We start from the raw sequence: 6318 nt of genomic DNA, 5'->3' as shown, positions 1-6318 counted from the left end.
AGCTCGACATGCAACTCGCGTTCGGTCTGCTCCTCATCCGGCCGGAACAGGATCATCCCGGAGGTGTAGAAGCTGCGCAGCGCGCTGGCGCCGGACAGCGCCAGGAAGGGATCATCCTTCACCTGCTGCTTGCTGAGCTTTTTCGTGTGGTGGGCGAGGATGATGCCTGCCTCGGGAGCGACCTGGTCGCGCAGCGCCTCCACGGGCGTCGGCAATGGGGGGTGTCGCGGGCTGCGGAGCCTCGCCGCCGATCATCTCGAAATGGGCGAGCGGCCCGAGCTTCGCTTCCAGCCAGGCGCGTGGATCGGGGATCAGGACGAGGTCGAACCGGGCCGTCCGGTCCTTCTGCCCCGGCCCGGCCGGGCGGTAGGCGACAACCGAGGAGGAGTGTGACGTTCTGCTATTAGAGAGATCCCTATAATAGCAGAACGTCACACTCCTCGCCTTCTGCTGGCGGGCGGCATCATGGCTCTGCCATAGGTCGGGAAACGCCCGCGCCATGTCGGCGGCGTTCTCCAGCACCACGCCAGATGCCGCCATCATCTCCTGCCGCCTTGGGCACACATCATCCCAGTCCAGCACCTCATGCACCGCGACCGGCAGGACGACGTCGGTGAACAGATCGACCTCCAGCGGCGTCGCCGCCGTGCGGTTCACGCCCCGGCCGCGCCCGATCGCCTGGATCAGTTCGCCCTCGCAGATCGTCCAGCGGATGGCCTCGACGGTCGGATCGGCATGCGTCTCGCCCGGCAGCGCGTGCACGCCGCCATCGGCCAGCGCGATGCGCCGCTCCTCCTGTTCGTACCACCAGGCCACGTCGCCGCGGCTGGAGAGCGGGGGGCAGTTCGTGACGGCGGCGGCCAGCGCCTCCACCGTCACCGGCGCGGGCAGGGTGCGGCCCAGCACCATCAACCCGGCGACGCTGTGCCAGCGATCGATGCCGCTGAGCGCGTTGAAATGCACCGCCTGGACGTTGCGCGGCAGTCCCGCCGCCCGCAGCGCATCCACCGCGGCCTTCTGGGCAATGATCAGCAGGTCGGGCGATGACGCGCTGCGTCCGCGCAGGCTGGCCGCCCGCAGGGCAATCAGCGCCGAGACCTGGCGCCGATGGTTTTCGGCGGCGCTGCGATCGCGGGGCTTGGCATCCTCGCCCGGCGTCAGGGCCTTGGCGCTCACCGGCGCGCGGAGGATCTGGCGCACACGCACATGCGGCTCCCTCGCCATCAGCGGCTCGGCGATGGTGACTTCGGGAATGAACGGGGTGACGAGTTCGGGCCGCAGCGTGGCGTCGAGATGCAGGATCGGCCCCTGGGCGCCCCAGCCATCTCGGAGATCGGCACGCCAGGCGAGCCGCAGGCAGCGGACCGTGCCATTTTCCGACATGGTGTCGACCAGCACCGCGCCGGCGACATCGTGGTCATTCTCCAGCGCCTCGGCGATCAGCAGCCACATGGCCGCAGCCCGGTTGGGCGGCGCCCAGGGCTCGCCCTCTTTCGGAAGCACGCTGGCGATGCGGCGCCGGCGCTCGCCCGGATCCATGCCGGGGGTGATGCCGGGATTGCGCATGCGGCGATGTTCGAGGCCGGCGGCCTGGCGGCAGCGCTCCGGTGTCAGCCCGGCGGCACGCAGTGCGACGACGGAGAGCGGGCCGTTGGTGGCACTGGCGAGGACCTTCCACAGCCGCTCGCGCTGCGCGGCGAGATCGGCGGTGGCCTCCCAATCCTCCTGGTTGCGCGGCGTCCAGCACTGCACCGTGCCGAGATGCGGCCGCAGCCCATCCAGCGTCAGCAGGGCCTTGCCGTCGGTGCCGCGCAGCCCGGCGCCCCAAAACCCCTCATCCAGCACCAGCAGGCCGACAGCGCCGAGTTCATTGGGCGCCTGGTGAAACAGCGTGTCATGCGCCGTCAGAACGATTTGCGCCGCCTCCAGCCGGGGCTTTTGCGCCTGGTAGCCGCAGGAGTTGTAGAGCGGGCAGATATGCGTGATGCCGCGCCGCGTGACCTTGCAGCTGGTGGTCTCGACGATCCGCTCGACTTCCATGGCGTCGAAGGGCGCCGAGGGGTCGAGGCACATCAGGCGCTCGGGATTGTCCGGCGTCGGGTCGGGCGCGGTGCGGCCCTTCCAGACCATCGCGTCCACGTCGAGGGCGTGGAAGGCGTCTCGCTGCTCCTCGGCCAGATCATGGCGCGGCACGCCGATGACGATCTTGCGGCCGCGCAGGGCCTCGCTGCGCAGCAGGCCGGCCACACTGCGCTGCATCGCCCTGGTCTTGCCAATCCCCACGCCGACCGGCAGGGCGAGACGCGGCGGGCGAGGCTCGGCGTTGAAGTCTAGGAGCATGCCGACTCCCGCTGTTCGACGGCGCCGTCGGGCGATGCGCTTGCCCAGGGCGGTGCGGCTGGCTCCCAATCGGCGTCGAGCGGGTCGGCCGTCCAATGCGCCGCGACATCGGCCATGAACTCGGCGACCTGATCATCCAGCGTGGCGCGGATGCTGGTGAGGTCAAGGATGGCCAGCGGATAGGTCGGCGTGAGCGGGGCGAGCGGGGCGGCGGCCCAGATCGCGTCGCGCACCGCGTCGATCCCGCAAGCCGCGGCGAGGTCGTTGAAGTCGCCGGGAATGGAGGGGATGGCGAGCAGGGATTGGGTGGCACGGGCCGCGGCCGTGGCGGCTGCCACGCCCGGATTGGTGTCGCGGCCGGGCTTGAGGTCGTTATCGGCCAGGATCACCAGGGTGGCTTCCGGGAAACGCGCCTGGACCAGTGGCGCGACGCGCACCAGGTTGCCCGCATCCATCGCGGCGACCACCGGCAGGTCGGTGGCCGCGTGGGCGGTGGCGCCGGTGGCCCAGCCTTCACAGAGCAGGATGGCGGGTGCGCTCTCCAGCGGCCCGCCGATCAGTGCGAAGTGATCCGCCTTGGCGCCGCCGGACAGATAGCGCTTGGTGCCATCCTCATAGATGCGCTGGATGCTCTGGATGGTTCCGTCCAGATCGATCAGCGGGATGATCAGCGTGGCGCCCATGTCCATCCGGATGCCGAAGGGCTGCACGCCTTTGCGGCGGAGATAGGCCTGGTCCGGATCGGCCGGTCCTGCATGCTCCCATTGTGCCTGCGCGGCACGGCGCGCGATGCGGTGCTGCTCAGCAGGATCCAAATCACTCGCGGGAGGCGCCAGCACGATTTCCACAACCGGTGCGTTCGTCCGTTCGGCAGGCGCCCAGGCCGGCAAGCCGAGCCAGGCTCGTGCCCAATCGGCGGCATCGCGCCAGTCGCCGCCGCGCTCGCGCGCGATAAGCTCGAAAGGGCCACCACCGCTGCCCGCGGCATGATCGAACCATGTGCCGGCCTTGGCACCGCTCATCACCGCAGAGAGGCTGCCACGGCGGTTCCAGCGCCATTGGCGTGCGGTGCGGCGGGATGGCTTGCCGAGCAGTTCCTCCAGCAGCGAGGGCCAGCTGGCGATCAGCGCGTTGCGCAGTTCGTCGAGGTCGTGGCCCATGCGGTCTCCTCGTGCTGGCCACGGACGGCGGATCGACTTCCCACTGATGGGAATTCGAGGTGCGCCGGCGTGGCGGGTTGCGATCGGTGGGGAGCGCGAGGCCCCCTGCTGACTGATTACCCAGGGACCCGCGAAAACGTCTCAGCGGGCCGGCAGATCGTGGTGCGGGGAGGTGCCGCGGTGGCTGGCGTCCGTAGATTTACCCATGCCCATGGAACCACGAGATTGATTTCCGGTCCAGTCCTTCTAAGCATAGACCGCCTGAGAATGAATACGCTCTCCTACGCAGAAGCGCGTTGCGTAAATCACAGAGCCTTAGTCCGAACATGGTGACTGACGGAGAGCAGTTGCAGTTGCGTTTGGTAGGCGGTCGATACTGCAAACCGCGCGTTGAAACCCCCAAGCTTGGGTTGAGGCACGCGGGTGGCCTGGTTCCCGCATGCGGGAAGCAGGTGCAGCGCGGAAGCTGGCAGCATTCCACGGGGAGAGCCGCACGCTTGCCACAAAGCGGCTGATACGGATCTGCGTCGTGCTGGGTAGTGGATGGGTGGAGGGCTTCGCATGCCAATCACCCCCATAACCGTGCGACCACCACCAGCACCGCGACGGGCTCAGACGCGCCCGTGATGCTGCTCTGCGCAGCGCTTTCTTCGTTTGCGCAGCACCGCGCGCGTTACAATACGCCCGCTCCCCAAGGCCCATCGCCGTCATCATGGTGGCGCCGATGGTCACCGAATCACACAGCATGTGGAGATGGATGCGGCTGCGCAGCCGCGCTGCCGAGGAAGCTGCGCGCGAGGAGGCGGACCTGGGAGAGAGCTCGCTACACTTCCCGGCACCCCAGCGCCTGGATGCGAACCGGACCAACCGGAGACCCGCATGACACGCGCCACCAAATCCAAACCCGGCACCCCGCCGGCGCCGACCATCCCCGCCATCCCGCCGGCCGACGTGCTCGGTCGGCTGGCGGCCCTGAAAACGACCGCCACGCTGGACCTGAAGCAGCAGTGGCGGGAGCTCTTTGCGGCCGAACCGCCCCCCTACAATCGGCGCTTCCTGGAGAGCCGCCTGGCCTACCGAATCCAGGAACTGGCCTATGGCGGCCTGAAGCCCGAGACGATCCAGCGCCTCGAGGCCCTGGGCGAGCAGCTCGACGGCGGTAATCCCGTCCTGCGGCGCATCCGCGGCGACGACAAGCCGATCACCGGCACGCGGCTGATCCGCGAGTACCAGGGCGTGGAGCACAGCGTCACCGTGCTGCACGACGGGTTCGAGTATCAGGGCCGCCCCTACCAGTCGCTCTCGTCCATCGCCCGCGCCATCACCGGCACGCGCTGGAATGGCTGGCTGTTCTTTGGGTTGAAGAACCGGAGGGGGTCGGCATGAAGCGGAAGCCAGCCGCCGACGCAGCGATGCCGGCCACGGTGAGAAAGATCCGCGCCGCCGTGTACACGCGCAAGTCGAGCGAGGAAGGGCTCGACATGGAGTTCAACTCCCTGGACGCGCAGCGCGAGGCGTGTGAGGCCTATATCACCAGCCAGCGGTCGGAGGGGTGGGTGCTGGTGCCGGACCGCTACGACGACGGCGGTGTGTCCGGCGGCACGCTGGAGCGGCCTTCGCTACGCCGCATGCTGGCCGATATCGAGCGCGGCCTCATCGACGTGGTGGTGGTCTACAAGATCGACCGCCTATCGCGCGCGCTGATGGACTTCGCCAAGTTGGTGGAGGTGTTCGACGCCAACAGCGTGACCTTCGTCTCGGTGACGCAGTCGTTCAACACGACCACCAGCATGGGTCGCCTCACGCTGAATATCCTGCTCAGCTTCGCCCAGTTCGAGCGGGAAGTCATCGGCGAGCGCATTCGCGACAAGGTGGCCGCGTCACGCGCGCGGGGGATCTGGATGGGCGGCTTTGTGCCGCTCGGCTATGACGCGCGGGAACGCAAGCTGGTGGTGAACGACACCGAGGCGGCGCTGGTGCGACGCATCTTCGAGGGGTTCGTCGAGACGGAATCCGGCACGAAGCTGGTGCAGGCATTGCGCGCCGAGGGCGCCACCACGAAGCGGGGCCGCGCCTTCACCAAGAGCGACGTGTATCGGGTGCTGAGCAACCGCACCTATCTCGGCGAGGCGATGCACAAGGGCGAGTCGCACCCGGGCGAGCATGCCGCCATCGTGCCCCAGGCGATGTGGGACGCGGCGCACGCCCTGCTGACGATCAGCCCGCGGACCCGTGCCAACCGCACGCGCTGCCAGACACCCTCGCTGCTGCGCGGGCTGATCTTTGGCAGCGACGGGCGCGCCATGTCGCCCACCCACGCGCGGGGGCGCCGTGGCCAGCAGTACCGCTACTACGTCAGTCAGTCGGTGCTGAAGGGCAGCGCCGCGGACGGTCCTGCCATCGCGCGCGTCTCCGCCGCCGAGATCGAAGGCGCTGTCATCGCCCAGGTCCGGGGGCTGCTGCGCCAGCCGGAGGTGGTGTTGGGCGCCTGGCGCGCGGCGCGGGTCTCGGCGCCAGACATCACCGAGGACGAGGCCCGGCTGGCGCTGGAGCGGCTGGATCCGATGTGGGAGGAGCTATTCCCCGCGGAGCAGGCGCGCATCATCCACCTCCTGGTCGATCGTGTGGACATCGGGGTGACCGGCGCCGACGTGCGGCTGAAGCTGGAGGGGCTGGCGAGCCTCGCGCGGGACCTAGCGTCGCCGGCCGAACCGGAAAGGGCTGCTGCGTAATGCGCCAGTCAAGCGGCTTTTCGGGTGGGATCGAAGTTTTGTCGCGAGTGGAGCATGGTCCACAGGACGTTGACGCGTCGTCTGGC

General features: G+C 68.8%; 4 protein-coding genes. 2 read left to right on the top strand and 2 right to left on the bottom strand.

Features of this window, described 5'->3' with window-relative positions; genetic code table 11:
- Positions 1-111: 111 nt before the first annotated feature.
- Both C8P66_RS23200 and C8P66_RS23195 read right to left on the bottom strand, forming a co-directional pair.
- Positions 112-2340 carry a hypothetical protein gene (locus C8P66_RS23200; protein ID WP_146423049.1) on the bottom strand — a complete coding sequence of 743 codons (2229 nt, stop codon included), beginning with the start codon at positions 2338-2340 and terminating at the stop codon, positions 112-114.
- Positions 2331-3500: a toprim domain-containing protein gene (locus C8P66_RS23195; RefSeq protein WP_111400655.1), complete on the bottom strand. Its 1170-nt coding sequence runs from the start codon at positions 3498-3500 to the stop codon at positions 2331-2333. The genes C8P66_RS23200 and C8P66_RS23195 overlap by 10 nt, the downstream gene beginning before the upstream one ends.
- A gap of 879 nt (positions 3501-4379) precedes the next feature.
- Here C8P66_RS23195 and C8P66_RS23190 point away from each other — a divergent pair.
- A complete protein-coding gene (locus C8P66_RS23190; protein ID WP_111400654.1) occupies positions 4380-4886 on the top strand; it encodes a DUF2924 domain-containing protein in 507 nt (168 codons plus the stop codon).
- Positions 4883-6232 carry a recombinase family protein gene (locus C8P66_RS23185; protein WP_111400653.1) on the top strand — a complete coding sequence of 450 codons (1350 nt, stop codon included), beginning with the start codon at positions 4883-4885 and terminating at the stop codon, positions 6230-6232. The genes C8P66_RS23190 and C8P66_RS23185 overlap by 4 nt, the downstream gene beginning before the upstream one ends.
- The last annotated feature ends 86 nt before the right edge of the window (positions 6233-6318 follow it).

It is taken from the genome of Humitalea rosea (assembly GCF_003253705.1).
Lineage (GTDB): Bacteria > Pseudomonadota > Alphaproteobacteria > Acetobacterales > Acetobacteraceae > Humitalea > Humitalea rosea.
Note: the sequence above shows the minus strand (reverse complement) of the source record. Positions and strands in the feature narration are given on the sequence as shown.